The 15,462-nt window shown below is 69.1% G+C and carries 16 protein-coding genes and 1 pseudogene; 7 read left to right on the top strand and 10 right to left on the bottom strand.

Annotated elements, in window-relative coordinates; genetic code table 11:
- Positions 1 to 33: 33 nt before the first annotated feature.
- A complete protein-coding gene (locus tag ACWDU4_RS21205) occupies positions 34 to 984 on the bottom strand; it encodes a lipase family alpha/beta hydrolase (protein ID WP_450115893.1) in 951 nt (316 codons plus the stop codon).
- A gap of 432 nt (positions 985 to 1,416) precedes the next feature.
- On the opposite strand from ACWDU4_RS21205, the gene ACWDU4_RS21200 reads away from it, so the two are divergent.
- A complete protein-coding gene (locus ACWDU4_RS21200; protein WP_450115892.1) occupies positions 1,417 to 1,563 on the top strand; it encodes a hypothetical protein in 147 nt (48 codons plus the stop codon).
- A gap of 633 nt (positions 1,564 to 2,196) precedes the next feature.
- Positions 2,197 to 2,793: a hypothetical protein gene (locus ACWDU4_RS21195; protein WP_450115891.1), complete on the top strand. Its 597-nt coding sequence runs from the start codon at positions 2,197 to 2,199 to the stop codon at positions 2,791 to 2,793.
- Between the two features lie 13 nt (positions 2,794 to 2,806).
- Here the strand turns inward: ACWDU4_RS21195 and ACWDU4_RS21190 are convergent, their stop codons facing one another.
- Both ACWDU4_RS21190 and ACWDU4_RS21185 read right to left on the bottom strand, forming a co-directional pair.
- On the bottom strand, positions 2,807 to 2,977 hold the full coding sequence (locus ACWDU4_RS21190; RefSeq protein WP_450115890.1) for a hypothetical protein: 171 nt from the start codon (positions 2,975 to 2,977) through the stop codon (positions 2,807 to 2,809).
- 103 nt (positions 2,978 to 3,080) lie between these two features.
- A complete protein-coding gene (locus tag ACWDU4_RS21185; protein ID WP_450115889.1) occupies positions 3,081 to 4,487 on the bottom strand; it encodes an FUSC family protein in 1,407 nt (468 codons plus the stop codon).
- A 75-nt stretch (positions 4,488 to 4,562) separates the two neighbouring features.
- Between ACWDU4_RS21185 and ACWDU4_RS21180 the strand changes: the two genes are divergently transcribed.
- Positions 4,563 to 5,078 carry a MarR family winged helix-turn-helix transcriptional regulator gene (locus tag ACWDU4_RS21180; protein WP_450115888.1) on the top strand — a complete coding sequence of 172 codons (516 nt, stop codon included), beginning with the start codon at positions 4,563 to 4,565 and terminating at the stop codon, positions 5,076 to 5,078.
- A gap of 19 nt (positions 5,079 to 5,097) precedes the next feature.
- Here ACWDU4_RS21180 and ACWDU4_RS21175 read toward each other — a convergent pair whose 3' ends face one another.
- Genes ACWDU4_RS21175 through ACWDU4_RS21165 form a run of 3 tightly spaced genes read right to left on the bottom strand, consistent with a single transcriptional unit; the run spans position 5,098 to position 7,601 of the window.
- Positions 5,098 to 5,340, bottom strand: a complete 243-nt coding sequence (locus tag ACWDU4_RS21175; protein ID WP_450115887.1) for a hypothetical protein — start codon at positions 5,338 to 5,340, stop codon at positions 5,098 to 5,100.
- A 14-nt stretch (positions 5,341 to 5,354) separates the two neighbouring features.
- Positions 5,355 to 6,545, bottom strand: coding sequence for a fatty acid desaturase family protein (locus ACWDU4_RS21170; RefSeq protein ID WP_450115886.1), 1,191 nt, complete (start codon positions 6,543 to 6,545; stop codon positions 5,355 to 5,357).
- A gap of 24 nt (positions 6,546 to 6,569) precedes the next feature.
- A complete protein-coding gene (locus ACWDU4_RS21165) occupies positions 6,570 to 7,601 on the bottom strand; it encodes a ferredoxin reductase (RefSeq protein WP_450115913.1) in 1,032 nt (343 codons plus the stop codon).
- A 194-nt stretch (positions 7,602 to 7,795) separates the two neighbouring features.
- Between ACWDU4_RS21165 and ACWDU4_RS21160 the strand changes: the two genes are divergently transcribed.
- Positions 7,796 to 8,416 (top strand): TetR family transcriptional regulator, encoded by a 621-nt coding sequence (locus ACWDU4_RS21160; RefSeq protein ID WP_450115885.1) that lies wholly within the window; start codon positions 7,796 to 7,798, stop codon positions 8,414 to 8,416.
- Between the two features lie 4 nt (positions 8,417 to 8,420).
- Here the strand turns inward: ACWDU4_RS21160 and ACWDU4_RS21155 are convergent.
- Positions 8,421 to 9,143: pseudogene (locus ACWDU4_RS21155) on the bottom strand (HNH endonuclease family protein); the annotation flags it as partial.
- Positions 9,144 to 9,558: 415 nt separating this feature from the next.
- Here ACWDU4_RS21155 and ACWDU4_RS21150 point away from each other — a divergent pair.
- Positions 9,559 to 10,047, top strand: coding sequence for a hypothetical protein (locus tag ACWDU4_RS21150; RefSeq protein ID WP_450115884.1), 489 nt, complete (start codon positions 9,559 to 9,561; stop codon positions 10,045 to 10,047).
- A 105-nt stretch (positions 10,048 to 10,152) separates the two neighbouring features.
- Here ACWDU4_RS21150 and ACWDU4_RS21145 read toward each other — a convergent pair whose 3' ends face one another.
- Both ACWDU4_RS21145 and ACWDU4_RS21140 read right to left on the bottom strand, forming a co-directional pair.
- Positions 10,153 to 11,055, bottom strand: coding sequence for an endonuclease/exonuclease/phosphatase family protein (locus ACWDU4_RS21145; protein ID WP_450115883.1), 903 nt, complete (start codon positions 11,053 to 11,055; stop codon positions 10,153 to 10,155).
- A 101-nt stretch (positions 11,056 to 11,156) separates the two neighbouring features.
- On the bottom strand, positions 11,157 to 12,389 hold the full coding sequence (locus ACWDU4_RS21140) for a PucR family transcriptional regulator (RefSeq protein WP_450115882.1): 1,233 nt from the start codon (positions 12,387 to 12,389) through the stop codon (positions 11,157 to 11,159).
- 203 nt (positions 12,390 to 12,592) lie between these two features.
- On the opposite strand from ACWDU4_RS21140, the gene ACWDU4_RS21135 reads away from it, so the two are divergent.
- A complete protein-coding gene (locus ACWDU4_RS21135; protein WP_450115881.1) occupies positions 12,593 to 13,438 on the top strand; it encodes an alpha/beta fold hydrolase in 846 nt (281 codons plus the stop codon).
- Positions 13,435 to 14,013, top strand: coding sequence for a TM7S3/TM198-like domain-containing protein (locus tag ACWDU4_RS21130; protein WP_450115880.1), 579 nt, complete (start codon positions 13,435 to 13,437; stop codon positions 14,011 to 14,013). Before ACWDU4_RS21135 ends, ACWDU4_RS21130 begins: the two co-directional genes overlap by 4 nt.
- Here the strand turns inward: ACWDU4_RS21130 and ACWDU4_RS21125 are convergent.
- Positions 13,989 to 15,305, bottom strand: a complete 1,317-nt coding sequence (locus ACWDU4_RS21125) for an MFS transporter (protein WP_450115879.1) — start codon at positions 15,303 to 15,305, stop codon at positions 13,989 to 13,991. The two genes, ACWDU4_RS21130 and ACWDU4_RS21125, sit on opposite strands and share 25 nt — an antisense overlap.
- Positions 15,306 to 15,462 lie beyond the last annotated feature (157 nt).

Genomic DNA, 15,462 nt, shown 5'->3' with positions numbered 1-15,462 from the left:
ATCCGGACCCGACCCGGACCGGCCGGACCCACCTCAGCCGAGCGGCGCTCCCGTGTTCGGCGAGACGGGCATGCACGGCACCGGGCGCGGGTGTGCGGGGTCGAGCGCGTTGAGCACGTGACCAGCGGCGACGGGCGAACCGGCCATACCCATGTGGTGTGACATGTCCTGCGGGCACCGGTCCTGGACGACGATGTTCGTCGCGTTCGGCCCGGGCACGAAACCGCTGGTGTAGGGAACGACGACGTCGTCGTAGCGGGTCATGATGTTCGTGTAGGTGACGCCGGGCGCGTACGGACCGCCGTCGGCGTTCATCTCCCGGATGAAGTCCGAGCCGGGTTCCATCTCGAGGCAGGCGGCGCAGGCACGGCCGATGGCGTCCCGCTGCATCGGGTCGAGGTCGTAGGGTGCGCCGACCGTCGGATCGTCCGCTGCCGGCGCCTGCCCGCCGCCCCGCCACAACGGCGTCAGCGACACGTACCTGTCCACCTTCGCCGCGCCGCCGAGGAACCTGACGTAGTGGTTCGGCATCAGCGTGCCCTGGGAGTGGGCGACGAGGTCGACCTTCTCCGCCCCGGTCGCCGCGAGGACCTCATCGACGAAACCGCCCAGCTGCCGGGCGCTGTCCTTCATCGAGCCGATTCCACCGATCGCGTTCAGGGGCCAGGCACCCGGCAGCGTCCCGTAGGTCAGCGCGAAGACGCAGTAGCCCTCGTTCTTCAGCAGCGGAACGTACGTCGACCAGTTCGCCTGGCGATTGAGGAACGTCGCATGCACGAGCACCACGGGCCGGGGATGCTCGGCGGTCGGCCTGCACGACCAGTCGTTCGATTTCGGAAGCGCTCCGCCCGGGTTGGCTGCCTCGGCCCGCAGTCCCGCGGTGACGTCGTGAGGCACGGGAAGCGACTCCGCCGACGCCGGCCCCGCGTGCACGCCCAGAACCGTCGACACCGCGAGCGCGATTGCCACGAAAGATGCACGCATGGAATCCCTTTCGACGGGTTCGACCGGCCGCTCCGACAGCTGGAAGCTACCACCGCGGCACCTCGACCGAGGGGCTTCCGAGAGGATCACCGAGGGCGCCCGAAGCCGGATCCGCGGACGTCGGCCCTCCCACAGCAGGCTCCGGTCCGGGAACTCCCCACGACGAGCCGATGTGATGTGAAACACTACGGGTGCGGGCGTCGATAGACGGGGTTGAGGTGAGTCCCATGCCCGAACGTCACATCGACCGTCCCGGTCACCACATTCTCGAGAATCGCCCGACCGCCCCGTGCCGGTCCCCTCCACGCTGACGAAGTGCCCCGACCAGGCGGCGAGGACCGGACGCATCGCGTGCACCGTCCGATGCGTCCGCTCCGTCGTCGCCCCACCACTCGTGTCCCGACAGTGAAGGTGCAGGAAACCATGGAATTCATGACCCAACTCATCGAAGTGCTCGACAAGTTGATGACCGTGATGGAGAAGATGCAGGGCGGCAACGGCGGCGGGGGCGGCCTCGGAGGCCTCGGAGGCGGCGGAAGCCTCGGCGGTCTCGGCGGCGGCGGAAGCCTCGGCTCGTAGCCGACGACGGCGGTCCCCGGCCACGGCTGTGGCCGGGGACCGCCGATCCCTGCGACCAACCGATTCACGACGCACTTCAGCCATCGACCCCACCAACCCGAACTCCCTATCACCTTTCGGGTCAACAGAATTGACGAGATCGACACCCTCCCGGGCGATGCGGGCAATCATTGCCGGCACAACCGCCCCCGAAGCGTTCGGGATTGGTGTCCTGCCTCACCACCCGAAACGCGCAGCCGGACAGGCGAACGCGGCGCGGCACGAGAATCCGACCGTGCCGCGAATCGACGGTGCCGCGAATCCGAGAATCGACGGGTGCCGCGAATCGACCCCACAGGCAAGCCCCGGCTAGCGAGGGGGCCCGCTGGTCACGGCGGTATCGGCGACCGGCCGCGAACACGTGGCGATTCCTCCCCACGAACCCGGCACCGCAAACTTGTGCTCCGAGGCCACGATTCGCCTGTGCGAGCGGATTGTGCGCGGTAAAGTTGGCCCCTGGCTTTGCCGACCCTCCACGGAGGGCCATGGAATACGTCCCAGGGCGATTCGCGGCCGGCAGGCGTCCACGAATCGCAGATCGCAGCCGTGTCCGTGAGAAGCGTCCAGATCAGTTCAGATCAAGTGGGGATCGCCATGAAGATGGCCAAGGCACTCGTCATGCCCGTGCTCGTCGCCGCCACCATCGCATCCGGTGCGGGCACCGCGGCCGCGCAGCTTCCGGCCCCACCACCGCTACCGGAATTGCCCGCACTGCCCGAACTGCCACCACTGCCGTCGATTCCGCCACCCGAGCTGCCTGCGTTCACGCTGCCGTCCCCGATCCAGGTCGACCTGCCCGCGCCTCCACCGCTGCCCGCGTTGCCCGCACTGCCCCAACTACCGGGCCTCCCAGGCCTCCCCGGGCAGCCGGCGGACCCGTCGCAGCCTCCCCCGCCGCCGGTGACCCAGATGTTCGCCGAACAGGTGTGGCCGGAGAATCAGACCAAGCAGGACGCCTTCAATGAGATGGCCGACGAAGTCAACAAGGGCTGGGTCAACGGCGGCCAGCAAAGGGCGATGGCCGGCTCAGTCGTCGGACTGCTCATCGGTTGCGTGTCGATCTTCCCGAACTTCATGGCCGGCTGCATGATCGGCAACGTCGTCGGCGGCGGCATCGGCGCCATCATGGGCATCGACGAGGGCAACCCCAAGGCGCGACCTTCGGTCGAGAAGTTCCTCGCGACGCCCTGACGCCGACGCCCGGTCAGGCGGCGCCGCCCCGACGCACCACGGTCAGCTTCGACACGCGCGACGAGATGCGTCGATCCTCACCGTCGCGCAGCAGCGCGATCCCGGACCGGATCTCCTCGACCACCCAGGTTCCCGCAGTGTCCGAGATGTGGACGAGGTCGCCCACCCGCACCGCGTCACTCATATCCGCCTCCGCTCCCTCGCGGCGCACCGCCGGGTACGCCGAGTGTTGTCATTGCGGGTAATTATCACGCGGCACCCCCAAGACGCTGCGAACTGGGGCAACCTCACGCCACGGCAGGCAGGTGCGCCCGGTCGGTCCGGCTGATGGTGACGGCCGCGACCACCACGCCGACCACGACACCGACGAGGGTGTCGAGGACACGGCTGACCCCGACGCCGGGATCGACGGTGGCGCCGAGTCCCACCACGAGCAGGGCCATCGGCGTGACGAACAGCGAGCACAGCGCGTAGTTCCGGGTCGCCGTCACCTCGGCGGCGATCTGCATGGCGACGATGACGACGACCGACTGCCAGTAGCCGAGCGAGAGCGCGATCAACGCGGCGGCGATCAACGCACCACCGACGTTGCCGAGCAGACGCTGGATCGCGCGTTGCACCGTCGGGCCGTAGGTCACGCCCTGCATCGCAGCCATCGCGCCCATCGAGGCCCACAGCGGATGATCGAGTCCCACCGCGGCGGCGAGCCAGCCGGCGACGGCGGAGGCCATGAGGACGCGACCGGCGTACACGACGGCCGTCCGGGTGCGCAGGCCCGCGGCACCGGCAGCGCCGAAGGACACGGGCCGGGGAAGTGTCGTCTTGGCGATGTGGGATCCGAGAATAATCCTGTGCCGCTTGACCTTCCGCAGCTCGGCCTCGTGCCGAACGACACCGTCGAGCCTGGCCGCATCCCCGCGTTCCCATGCGCCCAGTGCCGCCTCGGCCTCCGTGAGCACTGCGGCGAGGTCACGCACGTGGTCGTGATCGACGGACGGGGTGGTCAGCGCGAGCTTCTCGCGGGCGGCGGCAATCGCGCCGTGCGCGGCCGCGGTATCCGCGCCGCCCCGGACCGCGGCGACCGCGGCAAGCGCGCGGGCCACCGCGAGCCGCGCGGGCCCCCAGGGCAGGAACACGAACGGCAGCAGCGCGGTCACGAAGCCGACGGCGGCACCGATTGCGGTGCCGAGCACGGCCACCCCGAGATCAGCGACACCGGTGGTCGCACCGACCGCCGCCGTGCCGGCGAAGACGAGGACCACCGGGCCGGGGCCCGCGATCCGGAACGCGAAGAGCACCGCCGCACCGACAGCCGAGACGACTGCCATCAATCCGATCTGCGCCCACATCGGCAGGCCGGCCAGCCCGATCAGGCCACCGGCGAGGACCGAGGCGACGACGAGCAGTCCGATGAAGCCGACCTTCTGCGCGGTCCGGCGCAATGGTTCGTATCGGGAGAACGCCGAGGACAGTGCGCCGAGGGTGGCGAACCCGGCCACGCCTCCGTGGCCGGTGAGCCCGAACGCCACCAGGACGAGCGCCGCCGCCAGACCGACCCGCATCGAGATCGCGACCGTCGCGTCCGCCGACCGGATGTCGAACGCCCTGCGCCAGGTGGTCGCCGACACGGAGTGGACCAGGGCGTCTCGTGAGTGCCGCAACCGCGCAGCATCGATTCGGGTTGAGGTCGGCATGACACCACCTTAGCAAATATTTCATAAGTAAAATACATATGAAACGTTGTGAAATCGATCGCCTAGGATGACGGCATGAGTGTTGAGCCGGACTCCCCCGGCGACTTCGTCGATCGTGTCCGGCGCGAATGGGCGGCCGCGTACCCGGACGTGGACACGGCGCCGATCAACGTGATGGGGCGCATCACGCGCATCGGCTCACAGGCGCTGCATCAACTCGATCGCGCTCTCGCCGGCAGCGGCGTCTCGCGCGTCGAGTTCGAGATCCTGTGCGCCCTCGCCCGCAGCGACCGTCCGCTGCGGGCGTCCGAGGTCACCGCGGCGACGATGACCAGCGGTGCGTCAACCACGAAGCACACCGACCGGCTCACCCGGGACGGTCTGGTCGAACGCCTGCCCTTCGAGCGGGACGGCCGAGTGGTCCTGTTGCAACTGACGGACGCCGGGCGGGCGGTGGTCGACCGCGACTTTCCGCGCCGGGTCGAGCGCGACCGCCGGATGCTGACCGGGCTCGACGCGGCGGAACTCGACACCCTGGCCACGCTGCTGCGCCGGATCGCCGCGAACGCCGAGTCCGAGGACTGGCGGTGACGAACGCCACGGAGCTCCGCTAGTCCGGATCGACCCCGGCCTCGCCGGAGTCGTCGCGCTCGCCACGATCGCGCTCCGCGTCGGCGCGCGCCCGCTTGGCGGCCTCCTGCATCTCGATTCCGTCGCTGATCCAGTCGCCGATCTCACGGGTCACGTCGCGGACGGCACCCGCGATGATCATCGCAATCCGGCCGACGTGCGTGGCCCCGGATTCCGTCAGCTCCTGCACGGTGTCCTTGCGCCGTTCGAACTTGCCCACCATGGGTGACTCCACTCTCAGACCGAGACCGGGGAACGCTCGACGATAACACCGACCGGCGGAGTCGACCGAGTGAGGAAGGGAGGCAGCGCGAGCGTGACGATCTTGCCCCACACCGATCCGATCTGCCGGAAGAACCCGCCAGTGTTGTACGGCAGACCGTGCTTGGCGCACAGCTCCCGCACCTGAGGCGCGATCTCCGGATACCGGTTCGCCGGCAGGTCCGGGAACAGGTGGTGTTCGATCTGGTGGGACAGGTTGCCGGACATGATGTGAAACAGTCGGCCGCCCTCGATGTTGGCGCTGCCGAGCATCTGCCGCACGTACCACTCGCCCCGCGTCTCGTCGGCGGTCTCCTCCTGCGTGAACGTCTGTACGCCGGACGGGAAGTGGCCACAGAAGATGATCGAGTAGGCCCACACGTTGCGGACCAGGTTCGCGGTCGCGTTCCCGAGCAGCGTCGTCACGAACAGCGGCCCTGTCAGCGCCGGGAAGATCACGTAGTCCTTGAGCACCTGGCGGCCGGCCTTGCGCCACATCCCCAGCACGAGCGGTTTCACGTCCCGCCAGGTGCGCTTGCGCGCCACGATGTTCTCGACCTCGAGATCGTGCAGCATCACGCCCCACTGGAACAGCAGCATCAGCCCGGTGGCATACACCGGGTTGCCGAGGCGGTGGGGCCGCCACGGCTGCGCGTCGTCCATCCGGAGGATGCCGTAGCCGATGTCGCGGTCCATGCCGACGATGTTGGTGTAGGTGTGGTGCATGTAGTTGTGCGAGTGCCGCCACTGGTCCGCCGGGCACACGGTGTCCCATTCGAACACCCGCGAGTTCAGCCCGGGTTCACGCATCCAGTCGTACTGGCCGTGCATGACGTTGTGGCCGATCTCCATGTTGTCGAGGATCTTCGAGATCGACAGGGCCCCGACCGCGGCGATCCAGAACGGTGGCAGGAAGCCCAGGTACATCAGGCCCCGCCCGGCGACCTCGAAGCCGCGCTGCGCCTTGATGATCGAGTAGATGTAGTCGCGGTCCCGCGCACCGAGGTCGGCGACGACCCGGTCACGCAGCGTGTCGAGTTCACGGCCGATGTCCTCGACCTGCTGGTGGCTGAGCACCACCGGCTCGGGAGTGGACGAGACGGTGACGCGGGAGCCACCACCGAGCAGGGCGGACAGGCCGGGTAGTGAAAGGGACAGACCGAACATGGGACTCTCCTTCGGGTGATGGTCTTACAGGTCGAGGGACACGTCGCCGACGGCCGCGTTGACGCACAACTGGATCGGCTTGTCGGGGTCGCTGTCGAGTTCGCCGGTGCGCAGGTTTCGGGTGCAGCCCGACGTCCTGACCGTGGTGCACGTGAAGCAGATCCCCATCCGGCAGCCGTATTCCGGTGTGAGACCCACTGATTCGGCCTGCTCGAGCAGGCTGGCACCGGCGTTGGGCGCGGCGACGCCGGAGGCCGTGAACGCAACCGAACCGTCGACATCCACGTCGACAGGCGTCTGGACCGGGGCGAAGTCCTCGGCGTGCAGACGGTCGCCGAGGCCTCGTCGGTCGTACAACTCGCGCACCGCGCGCATCAGTGGGGCGGGCCCGCACAGGTAGGTCTGCGCCTGTGCGTGCGCCGGTGCCGCGACATCGAGGTGCTCGGGCCCGAAGCGTCCGTACAGGTCGCCGTCGTCCGCATGCGTGCAGGCGAGCACGAGATGCACGTTGCCGTGGCCGCGGGCCAGTTCGCGCAGTTCGGCGAGGTAGGGCACGTCCTCGGCCCGGTTCGCGTAGTGCAGGAACGTCACGTCGCCGCCGTACCCCTCGGCCACCAGGGTCCGCAGCATCGACATCACCGGCGTGATCCCGCTGCCGCCGCTGACCAGCAGGACCTTCGCCGGCCGCGGCGTCGGGAGCGCGAAGGCCCCCTCCGCCTGGGACAGGGTGACGACCGTGCCCACTGCGCCGCACTCGCGCAGGTGGCGGGACACCAGGCCGTCGGGGTGGGCCTTGACGGTCAACTCGATGCCGGGGTCGCCCTCTGCGCAGGCCGGCGAATAGCAGCGGGTGTGCCGGACCCCGTCGATCACGACTCCGACCTGGACGAACTGACCCGCCCTGAAGCCCCGCCACCGTCGGGTCGGCCGCAGCGTCAGCGTGACGGTGTCCGCAGTGGCGCGACGGATCGCGACCACCTCGGCGCGCAGGTCACGCACCGTGGCCATCGGGTCGACGAGCTCGAGATAGCGGTCGAGCGGGTGTGGGGTGGTCATCGCCTCGAGCAGCGACAGCACGCGAGATCGGGTCCGTGTCGACACTGGAAGCCCCCTCAGCAACAGTTTCAGTGAACACTTGTACACAAATGAGTGTGACAGTAAGTCCCAGGTAGATGTCAAGGGGAAATGCAATGTGACGCCGATAACAGGTAGTGGACGCGCCGTCCGGTGCACGGGCATACACTCGACCGGTGACCGCACCCGAGAGCAGAGCCGAGCGCAAGGAACGCACCCGGACGGCCCTGCTCGACGGCGCCCTCGACCTCCTCGCCGACCGCAGCCTCGCAAGCCTGAGCCTGCGCGAGGTGGCCCGCACCGCGGGCATCGTCCCGACGGCGTTCTACCGGCATTTCGCGTCGACGGACGAGCTCGGAGTCGCGCTCGTCGAGGACTGCATGCGCATGCTCCGCCGAATGCTGCGCGAGGCCCGTCGCGACCCGAGTCCGCGCGATGCGAAAACCTCACTGGCGGTCCTGGTGCGCCAGGTCCGCGCGAACGAGGGGCAGTTCCGGTTCCTCAGCCGCGAGCGCTACGGCGGCGTCGCCGAGGTACGCCGCGCCATCGCGTCCGAACTACGGCTGTTTGCAAGCGAACTCAGCACCGACCTCGGGCGGATACCGGCACTGAGTGAATGGTCGGCGGCAGACCTGGACATGGCCGCCGACCTGATCGTGGGCGTGATGATGGCGACGGTGATCGACCTGCTCGAGGCCGAACCCCGAGACCAGGACGCCGTCGTCGAGCGCGCCGAGCGACAGCTGCGCCTGATCATAATCGGCATGGGCGGCTGGCGCTCGGCGACTCCGTCGTGAATCAGCAGGTGGCGAGCTGGGTGCTGATCGCATCCTTCTCGGCCTGCGTCACCCACAGACCATAGGCGGCTTTGACCTCAACCTGCTTGGCGACGTACGTGCAGCGATAGGACTTGTTGGGCGGCAACCACGTTGCGGCATCGCCGTCCGACTTCTGCGAATTCGTCGGACCGTCGACGGCGAGCAGGTTGCGCGGATCGTTCGCGAGGTCGCGACGGGTGGCCTCGTCGAGTTGCTGCGCCCCCTTCTGCCAGGCGTCGGACAGCGCGACGACGTGGTCGATCTGCACAGCGGTCGAGGTGCCCTGGCCACGAACGAAATCGATGCGCTTGGCGGTGTACGGGTCGTACAGCACTCCGGTGAGGACGACGCAGTCGCGGGTGCCGGGCTTGAACGTCTCGTCGACCAGATCCCTGGCGAGGATGTCGTTGCGGGTGTCGCAGCCGTTGTGCCCGCCCGCGACACGCACGTCGTCGGTCCAGGCGGGCCCGAACAGGTCGCGGTCGTAGCCGGTCTTGGGCGCGCGGCCCTTGACCGGGATCGCGGCGAGCGCCGCCAGGGCGTTGGCCGCGACGGACGACTCCGGCTCCGCGCCGCCTGCGCTGCCGAAGTCGAGGCTGCCGAACGAGTCGGCGTCGGCCGTGGGCGCACAGCCGGACAGTGCCAGCGCCGCGGTGACGGCGGTGACGATCGCCAGCCGCCGGCGCGTGACAGTGGGGAAACTCAACGGGGAACTCCTTGCTCGATAGTGGACGATCGAGTATCACCCGCCCGGTTCCACTCCCCGCACCGCCACGCAGCCGAAAGATCCTGGAGTGACATAAATTACGCGTGTCGCACCCGGTCGACACCGAAACCTCCCCCATTGCGGCGCAACCAGAGGCCCGAAGCGGACAAACCCCGGGACGAATCGGACAGCACGAACTGGACGGTCTTCATGCTCTTTACCTGCGATTTAAGCGACAAAAGCGATGGCGGCCACAGACGTTGACAGCATGCCCGACGTTCGCCTTAACTGAGCCTGCCCTCACGAAGGGCAGGCTCAGTTCGATCATGTGCGCCGCCGGTCGCGTCCCCAAACCACCTGCGGGCACTCACGTTCACCGCGCACGTCGACGCGCGGTGTCACACAAAGGACCCCCATGTCTTCGTTCAGCACGCGCCGCATCGCCGGTGCCGCCGCCGTCGCCGGATTCGCCGCCCTCGCCCTGGTCGCGAACCCCGCGCTCGGCTCCGCGACCGTCACCGGTTCCTCGACGGTGACCTCCGGCAGCAACACCATCACCGTCGCCCTGCACGACATCGCCACCACCGAGGCCATGAATCACTGTGAGGCGCAGATCTTCCCGTTCGACGCCGCGGTGTACGACAAGACCACCCGGGTGGACGAGATCAAGTACCCCGGCTTCACGGGCGGCGCGGCCACCGGCACCTCGATCGAGCTCGCGGCCGGCACCTACGCGGTGATCACGCAGTGCAAGGAAGGCGCCTCCACCAACCCGTACGTCAAGCTGGGCCCCGTGGCCCAGGTGACCCTGACCGGCGCCCCGACGCAGCCCGCGGGCGGCACCGGCAGCGCGGACTTCAGCCCGGCGGCGCTGCTCGAACTGCTCGGCGGCGTCGCGAGCTGACCGCCTCCCGGCCAACCGACCCACACACCGAATCCGGGTGAGCACCAGGTGTTCACCCGGATTCGGTGTGGATCGGGATGTTTCGAGATGTTCGGGGATACCCGACTACCCCGGCATCACGATCCGGGCAACGATGCCGCGATGGTCGGAGCCGGCCAGGTCGACCGCGTCGACAGCGGTGGCGGTCGCACCGGAGACGAGTATCCGATCGATCGACAGCAACGGCGGCCACCACCTGTCCGCGGGATAGGTGCGCAGAACACCGGCACCCGCCTGCTCGGCGGCGTCGCGGACGCCGTCGCCGAGCAGCGCCCGGAACTGCGTGTGGTCCCAGGTTGCGTTGAAATCCGCGGCCATCAGGACGGTGTCGGCGTCGGCCCGCAGCCCATCGAGGATGCCGCCCAGGCGGGCCAGCTCGTCTGCCCATATCGGCGTCTGCTGCCGCGGCCACGGCGGCAGCGGATGCGCGGCCAGCACGGTGACCGACCGATCGCCGGGCACCGCCACCCTCGCGGACAGGGCCGCCATCGCGAAGCCGGGATGCTGCACCTGTTCCGACAGGGGATATCGGCTCCAGATGCCGGTGCCGTCGGCACCGGTCGCGGCGGGCCGAAGGTACCGGTGCGGCAAGAGTTCGTCGAGGCCGGCGGCGGTCAACCCGTCGACCGCCGCGACGGTCAGCTCGTCGACCGTCAGCACATCGACCCCGCGGGAACGCACTTGCGCGGCAACCGCATCCGGATCCGCCTTGCCGAACTCGATGTTCGCCTGCATGACGGTCAGTTCCCCGGAATCCGCACCGGGGTGCGCCGCACCGATGTACAGCGGCGCCTGCGTCCACACCGCGGCGGCCACGGCAGTGGCGGCAACCACTGCGCCCAGCCGATGTCGCGCCACCAGGGACACCGCCACCGCCGGCACCGCCGCCCACATCAGGTACGGGGCCGCGGACGCGGCGACCACCACCGGCGGTGAGGTCACCGGGGCGACGTGCGCGACGACGCCCACGAGCGCGACAAGAACGCAACACCAAGCGAAAGCAAGCGCACCCCAACGGATCACGGCGCGAATCGACCGTGGGGGCCGGAGGTCGCTACCGGCGACCGTGTTCACTCCGGCACCCGGCGCGCCACCAGCGCCGCACCGATGTGCGGCAGGTCGGCGGGGTCGGAGGGATTGAGGCCGGTCAGCTCGAACACCCGCCGCATCCGGTAGTCGACGGTGTTCGCGTGCACCGCCAGCGCAGCCGCGGTGGCCCGCCGATTGAGACCCGCCGCGACATATGCCTCGAGGGTCTGCATCAACTCGGGCTTGCCGGCCAACGGCGAGAGCAGTCCGGCCAACTCCCGCTGCGCGGCACTGGGCCGGCTGAGCTGGTATTCGAGCAGTACGTCCGCGAGGCGGTACAGCCCGGGCGGGCGCCGCGACCGCACGACCAGTGCTACGATCTCGGCGGTCTGCTCGACGGCCTCGGGTATCCCGGCGGGCGCCGCGATCGCCCCGGCGACATGGAGGTTCGCACCGAGAACCCGGCCGAGTCGTTCGACGACCGCTCGGAGTTGCTCCCAGTCGGGCGGACTCGCCGGACACGGAACCAGCGCCACCCCGCCACCGCTGTCGATCACCGTCAGCGCCGCCTCGCCGGTGATCCGATCGAGTTCCGCCTGCACTCGCCGCAGTTTGCGGCGCCCGGCAACGGTGCCGCTGACGCCGAGACCCCGTTCGTCGGCGTTCTCGCCGATCGTCAGGCTCAACGCCAGGTAGTGCGGCGCCAGCCGCAACCCGGTGCGGTGCACGACCGCCTCGAGGCCCTCCCCCGACATCAGGGCCGACATCAGCGACCGACGCCCCGAGTTCTCCTGGCTCTCCATGATCTGGCGTTCCTCGAGGTACGCGGCACTGACGGCGATCGTCAATCGGCGCAGGAAGTCGAGGATCATCGTCGTCACGACCTGGACGTCTGCGATGTCGTCGGGACCGGCGCCGTCGAACAGTTCCTCGGACGCGAGCCCGATCCCGGTGTGATAGGCGTGCAGGACGGCGTCCAGCGGCACCCCCTCCTCCGCGCGGCGGGCCGCCGAGTGCCGCTGTTCGACGAGCTCGGAGTCGCGGGCGGTGCGCCGCTCGAACACCAGCGTTGCGAACAGCTCCATGTTGCGGTGCACGATGTCGGAGATCTCTCCGTGCACCTCCTCACGGGGCAGTGCGCGGTAGATCGGGAGCTCGTCGATCAGGCGAGCGATCACTCGCTCCGTCAGCGCAGGGGCGGCCCCGGCAAGCCATTGGGCCACCGGCCGGCCCGCGATGTTCAGTGGCGGCACGACTCGATTCTCGACTGTCACAGTGACCTCCCCGATACCGGACAATACGGAATAGCAACCTTGATGCTTCCTGATTGGTTACCACGCAGCCACTGGGATGTCACCGCGAATCCCCGACGGCGTGGCTTCCCCGGACTCGCGCGCAGCGCGCGTCCACTGACGTAGGGTTCGAAACACCAGGTCGACGCCCATCCGGCACCGGCCCTGACAGAACGTGGGAACGCATGGATCCGGTCGAAACGTCCGCGACAGCCATCGGAGACCACACTTTCGACGTCTCGACCGCGGGTCCCGTTGACGGTGTGCCCGTGGTGCTGCTGCACGGGTTCCCCGAGACCGCCGCCTGCTGGCAGCCGCTGCTTCCGAAATTGACGGCCGCCGGGTTCCGGCTGATCGCACCGACGCAGCGCGGCTACTCCTCGGGCGCCCGGCCGGTGGGTGCCGAGCACTACACCGTCGACGAACTCGGCGGCGACGTCCTCGGCCTGCTCGATCACTTCGGCTTGCCGTCCGCCCACCTGGTCGGACACGACTGGGGCGCCGCGGTCGCCTGGTGGACGGCCGCGCATCGACCCGACCGGGTCCGCTCACTGACCGCGGTGTCCGTCCCGCACCCGGCGGCATTCGGGTGGGCGCTCCGCGAGGATGCCGACCAGCAGGCCCGATCCCAGTACATCCGGGTGTTCCGGCACGGGGACTCCGCCGAACGCGCACTGCTCGCCGACGACGCGAAGCGGTTGCGCGACATCTACGCCGGTGTCGATCCGGCGCTCGTCGACGCGCACCTGCGCGCGCTGACCGAACCGGGCGCCCTGACCGCGGCGCTGTCCTGGTACCGGGCAATGGGACGCGACTTCTCCGACACCCCCGCGGTGCGTGTGCCGACGACGTTCGTGTGGAGCAACGGCGACGAGGCGCTCGGCCGGGCAGGTGCCGAGCGGTGCGGTGAATTCGTCACCGGCCCCTATCGATTCGTCGAGCTCGACGGCATCGGTCACTGGGTGCCCGAACTGGCACCCGACGCCTTGGCAGAGGCGATCATCTCGCGGGCGGAAGGAACCCAGTCATGAGCGGAATCGCAGTACTCCTGGTCGGCGCACTGCTGTGCTTCTACGGAATCCGATCCATGCACCTGGCAGTGCTCGCCGCCGGATTCGGCCTCGGCTGGCTGATCGCAGACCTGTTCAACGCCTCGGTGTGGACGCTGGTGCTGTTCGGCCTGATCGGCGCGGTGGTGTCGTGGATCGTGACGACCCTGGTCTTCAAGTTCTCCGCGTACTTCATCGGCGGCCTCACCGGCGCAATGGCCGGCGCGAAACTCGCCGACGTCCTCCAACCCGGCGACAACAACTGGGCGCTCAGTGCGATCGTGATCCTGGCGCTCGCGGTCGCCGCGGCATTCCTGGCGGACAAGTTCCGCGCCCGGGCGCTGCTGTGGCTGACCTCGATCGGCGGTGCCAGCATCATGCTCAGCGGGCTCGGCAGCATGTCCGGTGCCTTCGAGTTCCTGCGTCACCCGGAGGCCGGATGGGAGCAGGTGACCTCGACGCTGGTGTGGATCGCCCTCTCGGCCGCCGGGTGGATCGTCCAGCGCCGGCTGTTCCCGGAGAAGCTGGGGATTCAGCGCACCGAAGCGGTGCGGTAGGGCGCCCGCACCGGTAGCAGCGCCGCCAACCCCATGCCGAGCACCACCAGCAGGCCGAGAATGCCGGCCCGGTCGCTGGCGAACAGCCACGCGAACAGCCCGAACAGCGTCGGCGACACGAACGAGACCGCGCGTCCGGTGGTCGCGTACAGGCCGAACATCTGCCCCTCCCGGCCGGGCGGGCTGAGTCTGGCCATGAAGGTGCGCGCCGCGGACTGCGCCGGGCCGACGAACAGGCACAGCAGCAGGCCGAGGATCCAGAAGGCGACGACCCCGGACACCGCCATCAGAATCGCTCCGACCACCAGCATCGACGCGAGGGAGCCGACGATCACCGCCTTCGGTCCGACCCTGTCGTCGAGCCGGCCCGCCACGAGCGCACCGAGTGCGGCGACCACGTTGGCCGCGACACCGAAGATCAGCACGTCCCCCGACGCGATGCCGTAGACGTTGACCGCGAGGACCGCCCCGAACGTGAACACCCCGGCGAGTCCGTCCCGGAACAGCGCGCTGGCCACCAGGTACCCGACGGTGCGCCGATCCTCGACCCACAGCTCCCGAAGGTCGTGCCAGAGCACCCGGTAGGAGCCGAGGAAGCCCGGGCGCTCGTCCGCCTCCTCGGACCGTGGCATCTCCGGCACCGCGAACAGCACGGGCACGGCGAAGACCGCGAACCACACCGCGGCGAGCACGGCCACCGCCCGGATGTTCAGACCTCCGGCGGTGTCGATCCCGAACAGTCCACGGGTGTCGCCGTCGCCGACGATGAACCCGAAGTAGCACACCAGCAGCAGGACGATGCCACCGAAATACCCCATCGCCCAACCGAAGCCGGACACCCGGCCGATGTTCTCCGGGGTCGACACCTGGCGCAGCATCGCGAAGTACGGCACCTGTGCGAGCTCGAAGAGCACCGACCCGACGCCGAGCAGCCCCAGCCCCAGCCACAGGTAGTGGTGGTCGTCCTGAACGAAGAACATCGCCAGCATGCAGCCCACGACGGTCGTGGTGAGCAGCGCGAGTGAGCGCTTGCGTCGGCCTGCCGCGTCGGCGCGCTGCCCGGTGACCGGCGCGAGCAGCGCGATCAACAGCCCCGCCGCGCCGAGAGACCAGCCCAGCCAGCTGCTCGCCGACACCGACCCCGGGAGGTCGTCACCCACCGCGTCGGTCAGGTACACCGAGAAGACGAACGTGACGATCACTGCGTTGAACGCGGCCGATCCCCAGTCCCACAGGCCCCATGCGAACACCTGCGTCCGCGTGACCACTTCACCGTCGACCGCTGTGCTCATGGCGCGAGCCTAAGCCAGCGGCCGAGGCGAGCGAACGGTTCACGGGCGTGGAGTAGAGCGCGCCTCGCCGAGTGAACGGAACGTTCACTCGATCAGATCGAATGAACGCTTCCGTTCATTCGGGCGAGTGGGATATGCACACAGGCGCATATTCATC

It is taken from the genome of Rhodococcus sp. NPDC003348, from assembly GCF_053589375.1.
This window is presented reverse-complemented; position numbering and strand designations above follow the sequence as displayed.

Excerpts from the sequence above, each read along its gene's own strand:
- ACWDU4_RS21130 (WP_450115880.1), top strand. The coding sequence starts at position 13,435 with ATGAGCGGAATCGCAGTACTCCTGGTCGGCGCACTGCTGTGCTTCTAC.
- ACWDU4_RS21195 (WP_450115891.1), top strand. The coding sequence starts at position 2,197 with ATGAAGATGGCCAAGGCACTCGTCATGCCCGTGCTCGTCGCCGCCACC.
- ACWDU4_RS21190 (WP_450115890.1), bottom strand. The coding sequence starts at position 2,977 with ATGAGTGACGCGGTGCGGGTGGGCGACCTCGTCCACATCTCGGACACT.
- ACWDU4_RS21200 (WP_450115892.1), top strand. The coding sequence starts at position 1,417 with ATGACCCAACTCATCGAAGTGCTCGACAAGTTGATGACCGTGATGGAG.
- ACWDU4_RS21170 (WP_450115886.1), bottom strand. The coding sequence starts at position 6,545 with ATGTTCGGTCTGTCCCTTTCACTACCCGGCCTGTCCGCCCTGCTCGGT.
- ACWDU4_RS21165 (WP_450115913.1), bottom strand. The coding sequence starts at position 7,601 with ATGACCACCCCACACCCGCTCGACCGCTATCTCGAGCTCGTCGACCCG.
- ACWDU4_RS21185 (WP_450115889.1), bottom strand. The coding sequence starts at position 4,487 with ATGCCGACCTCAACCCGAATCGATGCTGCGCGGTTGCGGCACTCACGA.
- ACWDU4_RS21175 (WP_450115887.1), bottom strand. The coding sequence starts at position 5,340 with ATGGTGGGCAAGTTCGAACGGCGCAAGGACACCGTGCAGGAGCTGACG.
- ACWDU4_RS21205 (WP_450115893.1), bottom strand. The coding sequence starts at position 984 with ATGCGTGCATCTTTCGTGGCAATCGCGCTCGCGGTGTCGACGGTTCTG.
- ACWDU4_RS21180 (WP_450115888.1), top strand. The coding sequence starts at position 4,563 with ATGAGTGTTGAGCCGGACTCCCCCGGCGACTTCGTCGATCGTGTCCGG.
- ACWDU4_RS21125 (WP_450115879.1), bottom strand. The coding sequence starts at position 15,305 with ATGAGCACAGCGGTCGACGGTGAAGTGGTCACGCGGACGCAGGTGTTC.
- ACWDU4_RS21135 (WP_450115881.1), top strand. The coding sequence starts at position 12,593 with ATGGATCCGGTCGAAACGTCCGCGACAGCCATCGGAGACCACACTTTC.
- ACWDU4_RS21150 (WP_450115884.1), top strand. The coding sequence starts at position 9,559 with ATGTCTTCGTTCAGCACGCGCCGCATCGCCGGTGCCGCCGCCGTCGCC.